Below are 17,562 nucleotides of genomic sequence, written 5' to 3'. Positions count from 1 at the left end.
TCAGCTCCGGCCTAGCGCAATGAAGCGCACCAGGTGGTGGTCTTCATCGCCAAACTGGTGATCCACCATGACCAGGCGCTTGGCATAGTGCGACAGGGGCAGCTCCCACGTCATGCCAATGCCTCCGTGCAGCTGGATGCTTTCCTCAGCCACCAGCGCTCCGATGCGGCCCATCGTGACCTTGGCGGCGGACAGCGCACGCTCGCGCTCGGCGCGGTCGGTGCTGTCCATGGCTGCCGCCGCATTGATGACGGCAGAGCGTGCCTGCTCCACTTCCAGCAGCAGGTCGGCCATGCGGTGCTGCAGGGCCTGGAAGCTGCCAATGGGCACGCCAAACTGCTTGCGGGTCTGCAGGTATTCCAGCGTGTGCTTCTTAGCCACGTCCATGGCGCCCAGCGCCTCGGCGCACACGGCCAGAATGCCCCAGCCCACGGCATGTTCCAGTGTGGCAAAACCTTGGCCTTCCGAGCCCACCAGCGCGCCGGCGCCGACTTGCACGTTTTGCAACGTGACTTCGGCCACGCGGCCACCGTCTATGCGGCCCATACCACGGCGGCTCAAGCCTGCCGCATCAGCGTGCACCAGGAACAGCGAGATGCCGTTTTCATCGTCCACAGCGCCCGAGGTGCGGGCACTGACCAGCAGCAGCTGCGCCTGGTCGCCATGCAGCACCACGGCCTTGTGGCCGGTGAGCAACCAGCCGTCGCCACTGCGCACTGCGCGGGTGGTGACGCGGTTGAGCGCATAGTGCGCGCCGGGCTCTTCATGCGCCAGCGCAGCCACAGTGCTGCCGTCGATGATGCTGGCGAGGTGTTCCTTTTGCGCCGCACTGCCCGCCAGGCCCAGCGCACGGCCCACCACCAGAGCGGCCACAAACGGCTCCACCACCAGGCCACCGCCCAGGGCTTCAAACACCACGGCCACGTCAAAGCCCGCGCCGCCAAACCCGGCATCGGCTTCGGGGAAGAGCGCGCCAATCGCACCCAGCTCGGCAAAGCGGGCCCACAGCGCCGGGTCCGTGCCGGTGTCGCCATAGGCAATGTGGTTGCGCGTTTCAATGCCGTACTGCTCGGCCACAAAACGATTCAGGGTGTCCGCCAGCATGCGGCGGTCTTCGGTATGTTCAAAGTTCATCGCGGCAACCTCACAGGCCGAGGATCATCTTGGAGATGATGTTCTTCTGGATTTCATTGGAGCCGCCAAATATCGACAGCTTGCGGTAGTTGAAGTAATTGGCTGCAGCCGTCGCTGCCTCTTTCGGGCCCACGGGTTCTTCGGCATAGCCTTCGTACTGCGCTTCTTCGATGAAGGGCAGCGCGTACGGTCCCACAGCGCGGCGGATGAGCGACAGGATTTCCTGGCGGATCTCGGTGCCGCGAATTTTGAGCATGGAGCTTTCCGCCCCCGGCACGCCGCCACCGGCTACGGCAGCAATCACGCGCAGGTTGGTGGTCTTCATGTTCTCCAGGTCAATCTCCACCTGGGCCATGCGGGCAGCAAACAGCGGGTCCTGGTCCAGCGGCTGGCCGTTCTTCATCACCTTGGCAGCCACCACCTTGAGCTTGGCCAGCGCGGCAATGCAAAAGCCCACGCCTGCGATGCCGGTGCGCTCGTAGGTCAGCAGGTACTTGGCGTAGGTCCAGCCCTTGTTTTCCTCGCCCACCAGGTTTTCCACGGGCACCTTCACATCGGTGAAGAACACCTCGTTGACTTCCTTGTCGCCATCGAGCGTGCGGATGGGGCGCAGCTCCACGCCGGGCGATTTCATGTCCACCAGCAAAAAGCTGATGCCCGACTGGGCCTTGGCTTCGCGGTCGGTGCGCACCAGGCAGAAGATCATGTTGGCGTGCTGGCCCTGGGTGGTCCAGGTCTTCTGGCCGTTGACGATGTAGTGGTCGCCTGTTTCGTCCGTGACTCGCACAGCCGTAGTCTTGACCGAAGCCAGGTCCGAGCCCGCGCCGGGTTCGGAGTAGCCCTGGCACCACCAGTCCTCGCCGCTCAGGATGCGCGGCAGCCAGTATTTTTTCTGCGCCTCGTTGCCAAACTTGATGAGCACCGGGCCCAGCATGTTCACGCCAAAGGGCACGATGCGCGGGCCACCGGCCAGGGCGCATTCGGTGTCGAAAATGAACTTCTCGACCGCACCCCAGCCGGGGCCGCCGTATTCCTTGGGCCAGTGGTTGGCCAGCCAGCCGCGCTCGTTCAGGATGGCGTGCCACTCGTCCTGGTCAGCCTTGGACAGGCGCTGCCCGGCCTTGACCTTGGTGGCGATGCGTTCGGGCAGCTTGGCTTTCAAGAAAGCCTGCACCTCGGCGCGGAAGGCTTCTTCTTCGGGGGTGAAATTCAGGTCCATTGACGGTTTTCCTCAGTCATCCATGGCGCTGTGCGCCTGTCTACGGCCTTCGCACCGGCGCGCCCCACGCGGGGGACGCCGAGCAAGGGCCGCCCCGCAGCGAGGGCGTCGTCCCCCTCCCGCAGGAGAGGGGGAAGCGGCGCCAGCCGCTCAGGGGGTGTTTCAATAAATTTCGAAGAGGCCTGCAGCGCCCATGCCGCCTGCAATGCACATCGTCACCACGCCGTACTTGGCCTTGCGGCGGCGGCCTTCGAGCAGCAGGTGACCCACCAGGCGTGCGCCGGTCATGCCAAACGGGTGGCCAATGGCAATGGCCCCGCCGTTCACGTTCAGCCGCTCAGACGGAATGCCCAGGCGGCGCTGGCAGTACAGGGCCTGCGAAGCAAAGGCCTCGTTCATCTCCCACAGGTCAATGTCCTGCACCGTGAGACCGTGGCGTGCCAGCAGCTTGGGCACGGCAAACACGGGGCCAATGCCCATTTCGTCGGGCTCGCACCCGGCCACCGCAAAGCCACGGAAGGCGCCCAGCGGCTGCAAGCCACGGCGCTCGGCTTCTTTCGCTTCCATGAGCACGCAGGCGCTGGAGCCATCGGACAGTTGCGAGGCATTGCCCGCCGTGATGAACTGGCCTGGGCCCTTCACCGGCTCCAGCTTGGCCAGGCCTTCGAGCGTGGTATTGGCGCGGTTGCAGTTGTCGTGCGTGGCCGTCACTTCGCGGTAGGTGACCTCGCCGGTCTCCTTGTTCTTTTCCATCATGCGCGTGGTGCAGGGCACGATCTCGTCAGCAAACACGCCCGCCTGCTGTGCGGCGGCGGTGCGTTGCTGGCTTTGCAGCGAGAACAGGTCCTGGTCTTCACGGCTGATGCCGTAGCGGTGGGCCACGATGTCGGCGGTGTCGATCATGGCCATGTAGAGGTCGGGCTTGTGCTCTTGCAGCCAGGGATCGATGTCTGCCGGGTTGCCTGCGCGGATGGCAGAGATGCTCTCCACCCCGCCCGCCACCATGGCGGGCACGCCTTCGGCCACGATGCGGCCTGCGGCAATCGCCACCGACTGCAGGCCCGACGCGCAAAAGCGGCTGGCCACCATGCCCGCCACCGACAGCGGCAGGCCCGCACGCAGCGCGGTCTGGCGGCCAATGTTCTTGCCGGTGATGCCTTCGGGGTAGCCGCAGCCCATCACCAGGTCTTCGATCAACTCGGGCTCGATACCCGAGCGCTCCACGGCCGCCTTGACGGAATACGCCGCCAGCTGCGGGCCGGGTGTGGCGTTGAACTCGCCCCGGTGCGACTTGGTCAGCGGGGTGCGGGCGGTGGAAACGATGACGGCTTCACGCATGATTTGCTCCTGATTTGATAGCTGCTAGCACTTACTGATAGGGCGCTAGAGGCCAAAATGACTTAAAAATGAGTGTTGAAACACAGCCCAACAGTGAGAAAGGACTTGGCGTTGGACCACCGAGGCCACCACCCACCAGCCGTTCGGGCTGAGCCTGTCGAAGCCTTGCGCCGCGCTTCGACAGGCTCAGCGTGAACGGGTGGTGGTTATTCACCCTTGTTCAGGCTGTCGAAATCACGCCCCTCGGCCACCAGCTTTTTCAGCAAGGGCGAGGGCCTCCAGAACAGCGGGTCTTCCTTGGCAAAGGCCTCGATGTCGGCCAGCAGTTTGTCCAGCCCCGTCATGTCGGCCCACTTCATCGGGCCGCCCCGATGGCGCGGAAAGCCGTAGCCCGCCACAAAGGTCACGTCCACATCCAGCGGGCGCAGGGCAATGCCTTCATGCACTACGTTGGCCCCCTCGTTGACCATGGCGGCCATGTAGCGGCGCATGATCTCGTCGGCGGTAAAGCTGCGGGGGGTGACGCCCTTCTTGGCGCGCTCGGCATCCACAATGGCAAGCACTTCAGGGTCAGGCTGGCCCGTGCGGGAGCCTTCGGGGTAGAGGTAAAAACCGCGCCCGGTCTTCTGGCCAAACCAGCCACGCTCGCAGATGCGGTCGGCAATTTCCACGTAGCGGGCCTGGGGGTCACGCGTCGCAGCACGGCGCTTGCGCGTGGCCCAGCCAATATCGCCACCGGCCAGGTCGGTCACCTGGAAGGGACCCATGGCAAAACCGAAGCCGCGCACGGCGGCATCGATCTCGTAAGGGCTGGCACCGTCTTCCAGCAGGTAGTCGGCCGCTTGCTTGTACACGGCCAGGATGCGGTTGCCGATAAAGCCGTCGCACACACCGGCGCGCACAGGCACCTTTTTGAGTTTTTTGGCCAGTTCAAACGCCGTGGCCACCACATCGGTCGCCACTTTGGAAGGCACCACAATCTCCAGCAGCTTCATGATGTTGGCGGGGCTGAAGAAGTGCAGGCCGATCACGTCCTGCGGGCGGCCAGTGGCAGCGGCAATAGCGTCGATGTCGAGGTAGGACGTGTTGGTGGCCAGCACGGCACCGGGCTTGCACACGCGGTCCAGCTCGCGGAACACGGCCTTCTTGACCTCGATGTCTTCAAACACGGCTTCGATCACCAGGTCCACCTTGGCAATGTCGGCGTAGCTGGTGCTGCCGGTGTAGCGTGCCATCACGGCGGCCTGGGCGGCTTCCGTCATACGGCCCTTGGCGACCAGAGCGTTGTAGACCTTCTCGACATTGGCGCGGCCGCGGGCGATGGACTCGGCATCGCGCTCGATCATGGTCACGGGCAGGCCTGCATCCAGTGCCGCCACGGCAATGCCTGCGCCCATGGTGCCGCCGCCGATGACGGCAATGCTGGCGACAGGGCGTGGCTGCGCGGCCTGGGCTTCGGGCACCTTGACCACTTCACGCTCGGCAAAAAAGGCGTGGATGAGCCCGGCGCGTTGCGGGCTGTCGATGCATTCCATGAACAGCGCACGCTCGCGGGCCATGCCTTCGTCAAAAGGCAACTGCAGCGCGGCCTGCACGCATTCGATGATCTTGAGGGGCGAGAACAGGCCGCGCGACTTCTTGGCCGTCTCGGTCTTTTGCTCTTCGAGCCAGGCCAGTGCAGCTTGCGGCTGGGCAATGGCCAGGTCACGAGTGCGGCGCACGGGCGCATTGGCCGCCAGCAGTTCGCGCACATAGGCCAGGCCTGCGGCCAGCGGGTCGGTGCCTTCCAGCAGTTTGTCTACCAGACCTGCCTGCAGCGCGGCCTGCGCCTTGAGGGGCTGGCCACTGAGCATGAGAGTGGTGGCCGCCTGCACGCCCATGAGGCGCGGGGCGCGCTGGGTGCCGCCCGAGCCGGGCAACAGGCCCAGGTTCACCTCGGGCAGGCCCAGCGTGGCGGCAGGCAAGGCCAGCCGGTAGTGGGCCGACAGCGCCACCTCCAGCCCGCCCCCCAGGGCTGCGCCGTGCAGCACGGCCACTACGGGCTTGTTCAGGTTTTCGATGGCGCGGCAGACCTCGGGCAGGATGGGTGCTACCGGTGGCTTGCCGAATTCACGAATATCCGCCCCGGCAATGAAGGCCTTGCCCGCGCCCACCAGCAACACGGCGACCACGGCGGCATCGGCCTGCGCCTGCTGCATGGCCGCCAACAGGCCCTGGCGCACGGCGGCGCCCAGGGCGTTGACGGGCGGGTTGTCGATGGTGACGACCAGAACATCGCCATGCAGCGCGGTAGTTACAACGGAAGATGCGGCAGCGGCGGCATGCATACGGGGAAGTCTCCTGGTCAATGGCTGTGCCTGTTGATGACCGGGGGATTGTTGATGCGCGAAGTAATCTTGACAATTACATAGCCCATTGACAGACTGTCAAACTTCTTTTGACAAACTGCGGCAAGCTAGTGTTCAGGCGCCGCCCCACCCATCCCGCCTATGGAACTGACCTCCCTCACCGTGCTGGTCGACATCCTTGATGCTGGCAACCTGAGCCAGGCCGCGCGCAACCTGAAGATGACGCGTGCGAATGTGAGCTACCACCTGCACCAGTTGGAAAAATCGGTGGGTGTGCAGCTGGTGCGCCGTACCACGCGCCGGGTGGAGCCCACTGAGGTGGGCCTGCGCCTGTACGCCCATGGCCGCGCCATTCAGAACGAAATGCTGGCCGCGCGCGAGACGATCGCCACGCTGGGCCAAGGCCTGCAGGGCCGCGTGGGCCTGAGCGTACCCAGTGGCTATGGGCAGATGGTGATGTCGGACTGGCTGATCGACTTCAAGCGGCTGTACCCCGGCATCGTGCTGGATGTGCGCTTCGAAAACCGGGTGGACGACCTCATCCGCGATGAGGTGGACATCGCCATCCGCGTGATGCCCGAGCCCCCGCCCACGCTGGTGGCGCGCGACCTGGGCAGCGTGCGCTACATCGCCTGCGCATCGCGGGAGTACGCCGAGACGCATGGGCTGCCCCAGGACTTCGAAGCTCTGCAGGCCGCGCCGGTGATCACCGCAGGGGTGGTAGGCAAGCAGCTGCGCCTGCGCGGATACCGGGGTGACCAGCGCCAGGAGGCCATGCTGGAGCCCACCCTCATTTCGGAGCACTTTCCGTTTCTGCGCCAGGGCATCCTGGCAGGGCTGGGCGTAGGGCTGGTACCGGATTACGTGGTGCAGGACGCCGTGAGCAGCGGCGAAGTGCTGACCACACTCGACGACTGGCGACTGAGCATTTTTGGCACCCAGATGTTCATGCTCTACATGCCCAACCGCCACCAGACCCGAGCGGTGCGCACCTGCATTGACTACCTGCTGGGGCGTGCCCTGCCAGCAGCCGGCCAAGGAGTGACTGCGGAGCCAGGATGAGCATCTTCTGCGCGTTTAAAAGCAAAAATAGCCGCAAGCGCAAGTATTCATTGCACTAGCAGCTATATTATTGATAGCAATCGCTGCTGCGACAGTAGCAATGCCGGATGAGTCCCTCCGCCGCGCGTCAGCACACCCGCGTGGCGGCTGGCATCAGATGCGCCCTTCCTCCACCGCATGGCACGCAATGCGAATGCCGCCAATGCTCAGGAGCTGGGGGCGCTCGGTGCGGCAGCGGTCATTCACATGGGGGCAGCGCGGGTTGAACGCACAGCCGGGCGGCGGGTTCAGCGGGTTGGGCACCTCGCCCTGCACGGGGGTGCGGGCCTTGCCGGTGTCGTGCATCTTGGGGATGGCATCGAGCAGCATGCGCGTGTAGGGGTGACGCGGCGTATCAAACAGCGTGTGCTTGTCGGCCAGCTCGACCAGCCGGCCCAGGTACATCACGCCGACCTGATCGCTCACGTGGCGCACAACGGCCAGGTTGTGGCTGATGAACAGGTAGGTGAGCTGCCGTTCGCGCTGCAGGTCCTTCATGATGTTGAGGACCTGGGCCTGCACCGACACATCGAGCGCGCTGGTGGGCTCGTCGCACACCAGGAACTCGGGTTCGGTGGCCAGGGCGCGTGCAATCGAGATGCGCTGGCGCTGCCCGCCCGAGAACTGGTGCGGGTACTTGACCATGTCCAGCGGCGACAGCCCCACGGACTTGAGCAACTCTCCCACGCGGGTTTTGAGCTGTTCCTTGTCGGTGATGAGGCCGTGTTCTTTCAGCGGCTCTCCGATGATGTCCTCCACCAGCCAGCGCGGATTCAGGCTGGCGTACGGGTCCTGGAAGATCATCTGGATGCGGCGGCGCATGGCCTTGGCATCGTTGCCCTTGAAGGCGGCGTGCGCGTCCTGGTTGTCGAAGGTGAGGCCGCCGCGAGTGGGCTCGTACAACCCCACCAGCAGGCGGGCCACGGTGCTCTTGCCGCAGCCGGACTCGCCCACCAGGGCCAGCGTCTTGCCCTTCTCGATCTCGAAGCTCACGCCATCCACCGCATGCAACAGGGTGCGGGGCTTGCGCTCGATCACACGGTTGAGCCAGGGAGCGGAGACGTCAAAGGTCTTGGCCAGGTCATGCGCCTGGACCAGGGCCTTGCTTTTCGTTGCGGTGGCACTCATGCGGTCACCTCGGCTTGGGTCGCGGCACCAGCGTGCAGCCAGCAAGCAGCGCGTGTAGCGCCTGCATCCATCAGGTCGGGGCGGTCGGTCATGCAGCGGTCAAAGGTCTTGGGGCAGCGGGGGTTGTAGGCGCAGCCACGGGGAATGGCGTTCAGGCGCGGCATGGCGCCATCGATCTGGTTCAAACGTTCACGGTCCATCGTCATGTCGGGGATGGAGGCCATCAACCCGCTCGTGTAGGGGTGCGACGGCTTGTTGATCACATCGTGCACCGGGCCGATCTCGGCCACGCGACCGGCGTACAGCACAGCCACGCGATCACAGGTTTCGGCAATCACGCCCATGTCGTGGGTGATCAGCATCACGGCTGCACCGCGCGATTTGCAGATGTTCTTGAGCAGCGTGATGATCTGCGCCTGGATGGACACATCCAGCGCCGTTGTCGGCTCGTCGGCCACGATGAGTTTGGGCTCGGCCGCCAAGGCCAGGGCGATCACCACACGCTGGCGCATCCCGCCGGAAAACTGGTGCGGATAGTGGTCAATGCGCTCTTCAGCCGCCGGAATGCCGGTGTCCTTGAGCAACTGGATGGCACGCTGGCGCGCTTCAGCGGCGTTGACCGGCAGGTGCGCCAGGATGGTTTCGGTGAGCTGTCGGCCCACCGTGTACAGCGGGTTCAGCGAGGTCAGCGGGTCCTGAAAGATGGCGCCAATGCGGCGACCACGGATGTGGCGCATTTCCTCATTGCTGAGGTTGTCGATGCGCTGGCCCTCCAGCAGGATCTGGCCCGAGGCCACACGGCCCGGCGGCTCCAGCAGGCCGATGATGGCCGCGCCGGTGAGTGACTTGCCGGCGCCGGACTCCCCCACCACGCCCAGGATCTCGCCGGGCGCAATGGAGAAGGAAATGTCGTCCAGGGCGCGCAGGGTACCGCGGCGGCCTGGGAATTCGACAACGAGGTTTTTGACTTCGAGAAGGCTCATGGAGATATCGCTTTTCTTGTTCTTGTTGTGGCTCAACGCAGGCGCGGGTTCAGGGCATCGCGCAGCCAGTCACCCAGCAGGTTGACCGACAGCGCAATCAGCACCAGCATGGCGCCAGGAAACACGGTGATCCACCATTCGCCCGAGAACAGGTAGTCGTTGCCGATGCGGATCAGCGTGCCCAGCGAGGGCGAAGTGGGCGGAGCGCCCACACCCAGGAAGGACAGCGTGGCTTCGGTGATGATGGCCGTGGCCACCTGGATGGTGGCCAGCACCAGCACGGGCCCCATCACGTTGGGCAGCACATGCTTGCGCATGATGCGCAGCGGCGGGACCCCCGTCACACGGGCCGCCTGCACGTATTCCTTGTTGCGCTCCACCAGCGTGGAGCCGCGCACCGTGCGGGCATATTGCACCCAGCCGGTGAGGGAGATGGAGAGGATCAGCACCCCGAACGCCAGCGACTCGTGCGCATTGGGAAACAGCGCACGACCCACGCCGGCAATCAGCAGCGCGACCAGGATGGCAGGAAAGGAGAGCATCACATCGCACAGGCGCATGAGCACAGCATCCACCCAGCCGCCCCGGAAACCGGCCAGCAGACCGAAGGCCACACCCACCACCACGGAGAGCAGCACCGAGGCAATGCCGACCACGAGGGAGATGCGCGCACCGTAGATCAGCGCGGACAGGATGTCACGGCCCTGGTCATCGGTGCCCAGGGGGTATTTCATGGAGCCCATTTCGCTCCACGCCGGGGGCAGCCGCGCGTCGCTCAGCTCCAACGTGGTGAGGTCGAACGGGTTGTGGGGCGCCACCCATCCGGCGAACACCGAACAGAACAGGCAAATCAGCGCAATGGCGGCGGCCAGCATGGCGACCGGCGATGTGCGGAAGCTGTAGCCAACGTCGCTGTCGAACCAGCGGGCAAGGGTAGTTTTCATTGTGGGAAACCAATCAACAGGCAACAACACGCGCAACGGGTAGCTGCGGGTGTTGTTGCGGGCTTGAATCAGCCGATGGCGTTGTCGTTGTTGTAGTCGTCGTATCGATCAGGCGGGAACAAGCAGGATTACTTGCTCACGGTGATCCACTTGAAAGGCATGTAGTTGTCGGCCATCTGCACCAGCTTGACCTTCTTGCTCACACCCCAGGCCAGCGCCTGCTGGTGCAGCGGCAGGTGACCCACGTCGGCGGTGTGCACATCGAAGGCTTCCTTGATCATGGCATCGCGCTTGGGCTTGTCGGTCTCGACCAGGATCTTCTTGGTCAGTTCGTCCAGCTTGGGGTTGCAATACGCACCCAGGTTGAACTGGCCCGCTCCGGTCTTGTCGTCGGGGCAGATCATCAGCGCATTCAGGGCGTTGTGCGAGTCGTAGGTGGTGGGGGTCCAGCCCAGCATGTAGAAGCTCGTGTCACGGCGCAGCACCTTGGGGAAGTACGTGCCCTTGGTCTCGGCCGCGAGGTTGATCTTGACGTTGATGCGCGACAGGTTGGCGGCCACGGTCTGGCAGATGCGGCCGTCATTCACGTAGCGGTCGTTGGGGCAGTTCATGGTGACTTCAAAGCCGTTGGGGTAACCGGCTTCGACCATCAGCTTCTTGGCGGCTTCGACGTCATAGGGCAGGCGCTTGACATCCGGCTGGAAGCCGTTGATGCCGGGGCCCACCATCAGCGCGGAGGGGTTGGAGGCGCCGCGCATCACGGTCTTCTTGATGCCTTCGATGTCGATGGCCTGGTAGAAGGCCTGGCGCACGCGCTTGTCCTTGAAGGGGTTCTTGCCCTTGACGTTGGAGTACAGCAGCTCGTCGCGTTTCTGGTCCATGCCCAGGAAGATGGTGCGCAGCTCAGGGCCAGTGATGGCGCGGGCATTGGCGCTGCCGTTGATACGCTCGATGTCCTGCACGGGCACAGGCTCCATCACGTCCACTTCGCCCGACAACAGGGCCGCCACGCGCGTGGCATCGTTGCCGATGGGCGTGAACACAACTTCGGTGGCGTTGCCTTCGATCTTGTCCCAGTAGGCGCCATTGCGCACGAACACCGTGCGCACGTTGGGCTGGCGCTCACGCAGGCGGAAGGGGCCGGTGCCATTGGCGCGGAACGACGCCGCGTTCTCGATGCCCTTGCGGCGGTCTACCGGGGTTGTGGCCTGATTGGTCTCGCACCACTTCTTGCTCATGATGTAGGACGTGGTGATCACGTCCGGGAGGATGGGCTGGGGAGCCATGGTGTCGATCTCGACCGTGTGGTCGTCGATCTTGCGCACCTGCTTGATGTCGCTGTTGGTGGCCTTCATGTCAGAGCCATCGCCCTTCATGCGGGCGAAGCTGAACACCACATCGTCGGCCGTGAACGGCGTGCCGTCGTGGAATTGCACACCCTTGCGCAGTTCGAAGCGCCACACGGTGGGGGCAATCTGCTTCCAGCTGGTAGCCAATGCGGGCGCAAGGCTCAGGTCCTTGTTGCGGCCCACCAGCGGTTCGTAAACGTTGCTGGTCACGCTCAGCTGCAGCGACTCGTTGAGTGAGTGCGGGTCCATCGACAGGGCATCGCCCTGGTTGGCGATGCGAACGGTCTGTGCCTGAGCTACCAAACTCGTCGCAGCCAGCGCAGCGAAGAGAGCGGTCACAGCGACTTTTTTCTGGAATTTCATGGAAATCTCCTGGTAGTGAAAGGGTGGGATGGAAGGGTACGAAGACTTCCGGTGGATGAGCGGTGTGTGCGTGTAGAAGTCAGACGCCCGCGCCTGATCAGAGCGCGGGCAGCGGCATGGCCTGCTCGATCAGGCTGGCGTGCAGCGCAGCGCCCAACGGCAGGATGTCATCGTTAAAGTCATACCGACTGTTGTGCAAGGCGCTGCCGCTCGATCCTGTGCCCTGGCCAATGCGCAGGTAGGCCCCCGGCTTGTTCTGCAGCATGAAAGAGAAGTCTTCTGCGCCCATGCTGGGCTCCAGGTCGCGCACCACGTGGTCGGCACCCAGCAGCGACTCGGCCACATCGCCCGCGAAGATTGCTTCGCTTTCGCTGTTGATGGTGGCGGGATAGATGCGTTCGTAGTGCACCGTGGCCGTGGCACCGAAGCCGAGCGCAATGGCGCTGCACAACTCCTTGAGGCGCTTTTCCACCATCTCCTGCACCAGCGGGTCGAAGGTGCGCACGGTGCCCACTAGCGTGGCCGTGCCGGGCAGCACGCTGAAGGCACCCAGGTCGCCTGCCTGCATCGCGCACAGGCTGACCACCGCACTGTCGATGGGCCGCACATTGCGCGAAACGATGCTCTGCGCAGCAGTGATGATGTGGGCCGCGACCAGCACAACGTCCACCGTCTGGTAGGCGTGCGCGCCGTGGCCGCCACGCCCAGTGATCTCGACCGTGAAACGGTCGGCGGCTGCCATCATCGGACCGGCATTGATCCCCACGGTGCCGGGCTTCATTGCGGGCCAGTTGTGCATGGCAAAGATGGACTGCACGGGGAAGCGGTCAAACAACCCGTCTTCCATCATCACGCGGGCACCGGCAAAGCCTTCTTCGCCCGGCTGGAACACCAGCACGGCGGTGCCATCGAAGTTGCGGGTTTCGGCCAGGTAGCGCGCAGCGCCAATCAGCATGGCGGTGTGGCCGTCATGGCCGCAGCCGTGCATGAGGCCCTGCTTGCAGGACTTCCAGGCGAAGTCGTTGTGCTCGGTCAGCGGCAGGGCATCCATGTCGGCGCGCAGGCCCACCATGCTACCGCTGGCGCTGCTGCGCCCACGAATAACACCCACCACACCCGTGCGCCCGATGCCTTCGTGGATCTCATCCACACCGCAGAGCTTCAGCGCTTCCTTGACGCGTTTGCTGGTGTAGATCTCTTCGAAACCCAGCTCCGGATGGGCATGCAGGTCACGCCGCAGTGCCGTCAACTCAGGGTGGTACTGCGCGATGTGAGCGAAGGCGCGGCCACCAGCTTTCAAACGGGGGCCTTGCATCAATGGCCTCCTGCCTTGCCAACGCGCAGTCGAGGATCGACCGCGAAGTACAGCAGGTCCACCACCAGGTTGATCACCACAAAGATCAACGCAATCAGGCACAGGTAAGCGGCCATCACCGGAATGTCAGCGAAGGTCACAGCCTGGATGAACAGCAGGCCCATGCCTGGCCACTGGAACACCGTCTCGGTAATGATGGCAAAGGCGATCAGGCCACCCAGTTGCAGACCTGTGATGGTCAGCACGGGCACGAGAGTGTTCTTGAGGGCGTGGCCAAAATGGATGGCCCGATTGGACAGGCCACGAGCCCGGGCGAACTTGATGTAGTCGGTGCGCAGCACCTCCAACATTTCGGCCCGCACCAGCCGCATGATCAGCGTGAGCTGGAAGATGGCCAGCGTGATCGCAGGCAGGGTGATGTGGTGCCAGCCCTTGGCCTTGAGCAAGCCGGTGCTCCACCAGCCCAGCTGCACGACCTCACCCCGACCAAAGCTGGGGAACCAGCCCAGGTGTACGGCAAACACCAAAATCAACAAGATGCCGATCAGGAAGGTGGGCAGGGACACTCCCAGCAGGGACAGTGTCATGAACAGCTGGCTGGTGAAGGTGCCGCGCTTGAGGGCGGCATACACGCCCATCGGCACACCAATGACCAGCGCGAGGAGGGCCGCTACCAGCGCCAACTCGAGAGTGGCCGGGAAGCGCTCGGCAATCAGGCGCGACACCTTGGCACCTTGGCGCAGGCTCAGTCCAAACTCACCCTGCGCTGCATTCACCAGAAAGTGCCAGAACTGCACAAAGAAGGATTTGTCCAAGCCGAGGGCGCTGCGCAACTCGCGGATCTGCTCGGGGGTAGCGTCCTGGCCCAGCAGGAACACCACGGGGTCTCCCACGTACTGGAACAGCATGAAGGAGATGAAGGCCACCGTGACCATGACAATCACAGCCTGTATCAGGCGGCGCAAAATAAAGGCAAGCATCAGAGAGTCGAGTGAGTGTTCGATGGAAGTGCCGCCGTCACTTTTGGTGGCTGAGGCACTGCGGGTCAATACATCGTCAGATATACCAAAGAAAGCAAGGGCCGCACGGCCCTTGCTTTCAGTCTGTCAAGAATAAATCAGTTCACCTTGACGGTGCGCATGTCCACGCGGTTATCGGCACGGTGCACCAGTTCGATGTTCTTCTTCATGGCCCATGGGATCACCTGGTCATGCAGAGGAATGTGGGACACGGTGTCGTTGGACAGTTGCAGCGCCTCGGTCAGCATGCGGGCGCGCACCGGTGCATCGGTTTCGGCCTTGATGCGGTCCACCAAGTAGTCCATGCGCTGGTTGCTGTAGCGACCCACGTTGTAGTTGCCGTCACCGCCTTGGCCCACGGTGCGCACCAGCGATTGCAGGCTGTACAGCGCGTCGAATGTCGGCACGCCCCAGCCCAGCATGTAGATGCTGGCTTCATAGCGCTGGATCATCGGGAAGTAGTTGACCAGCGGCAGCGTGCGCAGCTTGGCCTTCACCCCCACGCGCGCCCACATGGCCGTCACAGCCTGGCAGATGGCTTCGTCGTTGATGTAGCGGTTATTGGGGCAGGCGAAATCCACTTCAAAGCCATCGGGGTAACCCGCCTCGGCCAGCAGCTTCTTGGATGCATCCACGCTGTATGGGAAACGCTTGCCAACAGCCTCGGTGTAGCCAGCCACTTGCGGCGCAACGATAGTGCCCGTGGGCTTGCCCAGACCGCGCATGATGTTGCGCGAGATGGTTTCTGCATCAATCGCCTGATAGAGAGCCTTGCGCACCCGCACATCCTTGAGCGGGTTCTTGCCCTTGATGTTCGAGCCCGGCAGCTCTTCGCGGAACTGGTCCATGCCGAGGAAGATCGTGCGGTTCTCCACACCATCAATCACCTTCAAGTCAGGGCTGGCGCGCAAGCGACCCAGATCCTGGGGTGACGGGTCGAGCACCAGATCCACTTCACCCGACAGCAGCGCAGCAATGCGTGTGGCTGCAGACTTGATGGGTGTGTAGACGATCTCGGTCACATTGCCGTCCATCTTGCCCCACCAGTTGGGGTTGCGCTTGAACACCATCTTCACATCAGGCTGCCACGACTCCAGGGTGTAAGGGCCTGTGCCCATGGCGTTGCGGTGGGCAAAGTTTTCGTCGGTGCCCTTGATGTCTTTGGGCTCTACCGACTTGTTCTTTTCCGCCCAAGCCTTGCTCATGATGCGCAACTCGGTCATCTGACGCAGCAGAACCGGATTGGGCGAGGACAGAATGACGTCAAAGTTCTGCGCATCCACCTTCACCACTTTGCTGATCCCCTGTACGTATGGGGTGAAGTTGGACGTTTTGGCCATGGCCCGCTGGATGGAGTACACCGCATCGTCGGTGGTCAGCGGCGAACCATCATGGAACTTCACGCCCTGACGCAGCGTGAAGCGCACCTGCGTGGGGCTGATCTCCTTCCAGGCGGTTGCCAACACGGGCTCCACATCGAACGTCTTGCTGTTGTAGTACACCAGGCTTTCATACACGTTGGCATGAAGGCCGTTTTGCAGCGCATTATTTTGGGAGTGAATGTCCCAGGTCGCGATTTCCCCCTGACTGGCCCATTTGAAGGGCTTGGCCTGCAATGATGGCGCAAACAGCAGCGCGGCGGCAGCAGCCACCGACAAAAGACTGTGGTTGAGTTTCATGGAACCCTCTTCATTAAAAGTTTTACTATGCAGTAAAGGTTGCTCTATAGCCAACGGGAAATCCCTGAATCCCCGATGCCATGAAGGGCCTATAACTGCGCTGGCAACGCTTTCGTCATGCAAGGTTGGTGCCAGCTAAAACTTTGCTTTCGCGAGTACCCATTGGCACTCATGCGGTTGCTCACGAGGGCGATATCGCCTCGGCACCTTTTCAATAAACCTTGGGCAGATGTACCGACGTTGGGCCTCATAACCGCGGGTCTTAAGCCCCTAGTCGCTACGGGAACACCGGGCGCATGGAGGCAACCGGCCGCAAAACACAGCCAAAGCTCCGCATGAGCGTTCATCCTTGGAAACACCAACCAGGGAGTCAATTCGAATCAACCCAGACACACCGACAAAGGCTCTCTCAGGGACAAAACAAACAAGCAAACAACCCGAGAAATGAAAAAAGCCGCCCGAGGGCGGCTTTTGAGCTTGTATATCAACAACTGGCCAAAGCCAGCTGACGATATTAGAAGCTGTGACGGATACCGAAGTCGTAACCGTTGGAGTTGCTGTTCACACCAGTCACAGCGCCGTTCAGAGCTTGTGCAGCGCCGTTCTTGTTGGTCAGGTGAGCGTACGTTGCGTACAGAGCCGTGCGCTTGGACAGGTTGTGCACGTAGCCCAGAGCCAGCTTGTTGGAACGGGGATCAGCACCAACGGTGTCGATCTTGTAGGTGGAGTAGGCCAGACGAACTTCGCCAGCGCCCACGGGCACCAGACCACCGATCAGGAAGCCCTTGCCGTCGTTGCCGCCGCTGATCTTGTCTTGGTTGTAGTGAGCCATGATCTTGGCCACGCCCAGGTCGTATTGACCGCCCAGGTTCACAGCCTTGATGTTGCCCGTCAGGAACTTGGTTTCGGAGAAAGCGATAGCGGCGTTGATGGGGCCGTTAGCGTAACCAGCGCGCAGTGCCAGGCCGTTGCCGTCCTTCTTGTTGGCAGCGTTGCTGTTGTTCTCACCCATGTAGTACTGGGCTTGGCCGTAGAAACCGCCCAGGTTGCCAGGCAGGAAGTAGCCGATGGAGTTCGAAGCGCGGATGGTGGTAGGGCCACCCAGGCTGGAGTTCAGGGTTTGGGTGGTGCCCACGCCGTTCGTGCCGAACGGATCGAACACAGTCAGGTTCCAGAATTGGGGGGTGTAGTCACGGCCCAGACGCACTTCACCGAAGCCGCCGTTCAGGCTGACCGTCGAACGACGGTTGAACACCAGGCCGCCGCCAGTGCTGGTAGCTGCTTGATTGTTGGTGTTGGTAACGCCGCCGGTGCCGTTGTCGTTGTTCAGACCAGCTTCGAGCCAGAACGAAGCGGACATGCCGCCACCCAGGTCTTCAACGCCGCGGAAACCCAGACGGCTGCTGTTGTAGCCGGAGTTCGTCAGTTGCGACTTGTTAGAGACGCTGCCGGAACCGTAAGCGTAGGTTGCGTCAACCACGCCGAACAGGGTCACGGAAGATTGAGCCATTGCAGCGCCGGAAGCAGCCAGCACAGCCAGGGCAATCAGGGATTTTTTCATTGCGAGTTACTCCAAGGTTAAACATCGGGCTCCGGTACGGGGGGTCTATGGTGAAAGCACCTGCACAGTCCCGCCGGTTTC

The 17,562-nt window shown here is 63.0% G+C and carries 13 protein-coding genes; 1 reads left to right on the top strand and 12 read right to left on the bottom strand.

The genetic code is table 11. The annotated features are described in order from the left end of the window. The 4 genes from C8C96_RS08250 to C8C96_RS08235 form a co-directional block, all read right to left on the bottom strand. Positions 1–1,134: an acyl-CoA dehydrogenase family protein gene (locus C8C96_RS08250; RefSeq protein ID WP_121941998.1), complete on the bottom strand. Its 1,134-nt coding sequence runs from the start codon at positions 1,132–1,134 to the stop codon at positions 1–3. A gap of 10 nt (positions 1,135–1,144) precedes the next feature. Next, positions 1,145–2,353, bottom strand: a complete 1,209-nt coding sequence (locus C8C96_RS08245) for an acyl-CoA dehydrogenase family protein (RefSeq protein WP_121941997.1) — start codon at positions 2,351–2,353, stop codon at positions 1,145–1,147. A gap of 162 nt (positions 2,354–2,515) precedes the next feature. Further along, positions 2,516–3,691: an acetyl-CoA C-acyltransferase gene (locus tag C8C96_RS08240; protein WP_121941996.1), complete on the bottom strand. Its 1,176-nt coding sequence runs from the start codon at positions 3,689–3,691 to the stop codon at positions 2,516–2,518. A 206-nt stretch (positions 3,692–3,897) separates the two neighbouring features. Then, positions 3,898–6,018, bottom strand: coding sequence for a 3-hydroxyacyl-CoA dehydrogenase NAD-binding domain-containing protein (locus C8C96_RS08235; protein WP_121941995.1), 2,121 nt, complete (start codon positions 6,016–6,018; stop codon positions 3,898–3,900). 162 nt (positions 6,019–6,180) lie between these two features. On the opposite strand from C8C96_RS08235, the gene C8C96_RS08230 reads away from it, so the two are divergent. Further along, a complete protein-coding gene (locus C8C96_RS08230; RefSeq protein WP_099731203.1) occupies positions 6,181–7,101 on the top strand; it encodes a LysR family transcriptional regulator in 921 nt (306 codons plus the stop codon). Between the two features lie 153 nt (positions 7,102–7,254). On the opposite strand, the gene C8C96_RS08225 is transcribed toward C8C96_RS08230, so the two are convergent. From C8C96_RS08225 to C8C96_RS08190, 8 genes are all read right to left on the bottom strand, one after another. Further along, entirely contained in the window at positions 7,255–8,268 is a 1,014-nt protein-coding gene (locus C8C96_RS08225) for an ABC transporter ATP-binding protein (protein WP_056059138.1), read from the bottom strand. Beyond that, entirely contained in the window at positions 8,265–9,251 is a 987-nt protein-coding gene (locus C8C96_RS08220; protein WP_056059952.1) for an ABC transporter ATP-binding protein, read from the bottom strand. Before C8C96_RS08220 ends, C8C96_RS08225 begins: the two co-directional genes overlap by 4 nt. Before the next feature lie 32 nt (positions 9,252–9,283). After that, a complete protein-coding gene (locus C8C96_RS08215) occupies positions 9,284–10,195 on the bottom strand; it encodes an ABC transporter permease (RefSeq protein ID WP_056059141.1) in 912 nt (303 codons plus the stop codon). A 128-nt stretch (positions 10,196–10,323) separates the two neighbouring features. Further along, entirely contained in the window at positions 10,324–11,907 is a 1,584-nt protein-coding gene (locus C8C96_RS08210) for an ABC transporter substrate-binding protein (RefSeq protein ID WP_056059145.1), read from the bottom strand. Between the two features lie 97 nt (positions 11,908–12,004). Next, the gene (locus tag C8C96_RS08205; RefSeq protein WP_015012585.1) at positions 12,005–13,222 is read right to left on the bottom strand and encodes a M20 aminoacylase family protein; all 1,218 of its coding nucleotides are present in this window, start codon (positions 13,220–13,222) and stop codon (positions 12,005–12,007) included. Next, positions 13,222–14,202: an ABC transporter permease gene (locus tag C8C96_RS08200; RefSeq protein WP_015012584.1), complete on the bottom strand. Its 981-nt coding sequence runs from the start codon at positions 14,200–14,202 to the stop codon at positions 13,222–13,224. The genes C8C96_RS08205 and C8C96_RS08200 overlap by 1 nt, the downstream gene beginning before the upstream one ends. A 137-nt stretch (positions 14,203–14,339) precedes the next feature. Then, a complete protein-coding gene (locus tag C8C96_RS08195) occupies positions 14,340–15,920 on the bottom strand; it encodes an ABC transporter substrate-binding protein (protein WP_116748959.1) in 1,581 nt (526 codons plus the stop codon). A gap of 514 nt (positions 15,921–16,434) precedes the next feature. After that, entirely contained in the window at positions 16,435–17,481 is a 1,047-nt protein-coding gene (locus C8C96_RS08190; RefSeq protein WP_121941994.1) for a porin, read from the bottom strand. Between the last annotated feature and the right edge of the window lie 81 nt (positions 17,482–17,562).

It is taken from the genome of Acidovorax sp. 100, assembly GCF_003688355.1.
GTDB lineage: Bacteria > Pseudomonadota > Gammaproteobacteria > Burkholderiales > Burkholderiaceae_C > Acidovorax > Acidovorax delafieldii.
Note: the sequence above shows the minus strand (reverse complement) of the source record. Positions and strands in the feature narration are given on the sequence as shown.

Excerpts from the sequence above, each read along its gene's own strand:
- C8C96_RS08250 (WP_121941998.1), bottom strand. The coding sequence starts at position 1,134 with ATGAACTTTGAACATACCGAAGACCGCCGCATGCTGGCGGACACCCTG.
- C8C96_RS08245 (WP_121941997.1), bottom strand. The coding sequence starts at position 2,353 with ATGGACCTGAATTTCACCCCCGAAGAAGAAGCCTTCCGCGCCGAGGTG.
- C8C96_RS08240 (WP_121941996.1), bottom strand. The coding sequence starts at position 3,691 with ATGCGTGAAGCCGTCATCGTTTCCACCGCCCGCACCCCGCTGACCAAG.
- C8C96_RS08235 (WP_121941995.1), bottom strand. The coding sequence starts at position 6,018 with ATGCATGCCGCCGCTGCCGCATCTTCCGTTGTAACTACCGCGCTGCAT.
- C8C96_RS08230 (WP_099731203.1), top strand. The coding sequence starts at position 6,181 with ATGGAACTGACCTCCCTCACCGTGCTGGTCGACATCCTTGATGCTGGC.
- C8C96_RS08225 (WP_056059138.1), bottom strand. The coding sequence starts at position 8,268 with ATGAGTGCCACCGCAACGAAAAGCAAGGCCCTGGTCCAGGCGCATGAC.
- C8C96_RS08220 (WP_056059952.1), bottom strand. The coding sequence starts at position 9,251 with ATGAGCCTTCTCGAAGTCAAAAACCTCGTTGTCGAATTCCCAGGCCGC.
- C8C96_RS08215 (WP_056059141.1), bottom strand. The coding sequence starts at position 10,195 with ATGAAAACTACCCTTGCCCGCTGGTTCGACAGCGACGTTGGCTACAGC.
- C8C96_RS08210 (WP_056059145.1), bottom strand. The coding sequence starts at position 11,907 with ATGAAATTCCAGAAAAAAGTCGCTGTGACCGCTCTCTTCGCTGCGCTG.
- C8C96_RS08205 (WP_015012585.1), bottom strand. The coding sequence starts at position 13,222 with ATGCAAGGCCCCCGTTTGAAAGCTGGTGGCCGCGCCTTCGCTCACATC.
- C8C96_RS08200 (WP_015012584.1), bottom strand. The coding sequence starts at position 14,202 with ATGCTTGCCTTTATTTTGCGCCGCCTGATACAGGCTGTGATTGTCATG.
- C8C96_RS08195 (WP_116748959.1), bottom strand. The coding sequence starts at position 15,920 with ATGAAACTCAACCACAGTCTTTTGTCGGTGGCTGCTGCCGCCGCGCTG.
- C8C96_RS08190 (WP_121941994.1), bottom strand. The coding sequence starts at position 17,481 with ATGAAAAAATCCCTGATTGCCCTGGCTGTGCTGGCTGCTTCCGGCGCT.